The sequence below is a fragment of the Paenibacillus sp. CH40 genome, from assembly GCF_024213605.1.
GTDB lineage: Bacteria > Bacillota > Bacilli > Paenibacillales > Paenibacillaceae > Paenibacillus > Paenibacillus polymyxa_B.
This window is the reverse complement of record NZ_JANAVQ010000025.1, coordinates 1-1,450: the sequence shown is the minus strand read 5'-3', so window position 1 is coordinate 1,450 and position 1,450 is coordinate 1. Positions and strand designations below refer to the sequence as shown.

At 49.6% G+C, this 1,450-nt stretch carries 1 protein-coding gene; it reads left to right on the top strand.

Annotation, left to right across the window (positions count from 1 at the left end; translation table 11 throughout):
* The coding region (locus tag NLX73_RS24805; protein WP_254327606.1) for a condensation domain-containing protein at positions 1 to 1,450 on the top strand (1,450 nt) is incomplete at both ends.

Below are 1,450 nucleotides of genomic sequence, written 5' to 3'. Positions count from 1 at the left end.
CATAAAACAGATTCTTTCCAGGTATGGGCCAAACAGCTGTCAGCCTACGCGAATCGTGCGACGATGGAGCGGGAGCTTGCTTACTGGCAGCATATCGAACAAGCAGAAGCCAGCCTTGTGAAGCCTTTGCCGAAGGATTTTGCAAATGACAATGCACGGCTCGGAGACAGTGAGGTTGTCACTGTCCGCTGGACGAAGCAGGAAACTGAGCAACTGCTCAAACAAGCTCATCGCGCGTACAACACGGAAATGAATGACCTGTTGCTGGCTGCGCTCGGAAAAGCCGTGTATGAATGGTCTGGTTCCGAACGGGTGTTGGTCAACCTGGAGGGCCATGGACGGGAAGCTATTGTACTCGACGTGGATATTACGCGGACGGTCGGTTGGTTTACGAGCCAGTTCCCGGTTGTACTGGATGGAAGTCTGGGACAAGGGGGAAATACGGCTCGTCTGATCAAACGGATTAAGGAAGGGCTGCGTCATATTCCGCAAAAAGGCATCGGTTATGGTATTTTGCGATACCTGTCAGATATGAATGTGCTGGAAAAAGCAGGCGTACAGTTAAAGGCGCAGCCTGAGATCAGTTTTAACTATCTGGGCCAATTCGATCAGGACTATAAAGGCAACGATCTGGAGCCTTCCTCCTATTCCATTGGTGTGCCTGTTAGCACGAACGCGGCTATGGATTTTGCACTAGATATCAATGGATTAATCGAGGATGGGGAGCTGATGTTCACTATTCGCTACGGCACAACGCAGTTCCGTCATGAAACGATTGCACGGCTGGGAGAGCTGCTAGCATCCGGCTTGCGTGAAGTCATTCATCATTGTGTAGCCCAAGAGAGAACGGTGTTGACCCCAAGTGATGTCTTGTTAAAACATGTAACGCTGGACGAGCTGGAGCAATTGGTGAAAGATACACAAGATATGGGTGAACTACAAAATGTGTATGCTTTGACGCCGATGCAAAAAGGTATGCTCTTCTTCAGTCTAATGGATGAGAGTTCGGCAGCTTATTTTGAGCAGGCCACCTTTGAATTGAATGGACGGTTTGATGTGGTTACTTTCGGTAAGAGCTTTGATCTGCTCGTACAGCGTCATGAGGCATTGCGGACGAACTTTATCAACTCATGGAAGGATGAGCCTGTGCAGGTCGTTTTCCGCAATCGCAGCGGAGAGTTGTACTATGAAGACCTGCGCGGACTGGAAAAAGAAGAACGAGCAGCGCGTGTTGAGGCTTTTACCCTTGCCGATAAAGCGAAAGGATTCAATCTCGCAGAGGATGCACTCATTCGTATTTCGATCCTGCAAACCGGGGATGAAACGTACCACTTTATCTGGAGCTTCCATCATATTTTGATGGATGGCTGGTGCTTGTCCTTTATGACACAGGAGGTATTTGGCAGCTATCTGGCACTGCGCGCGGGTCATAAGCCCGTACTGGAGCCTG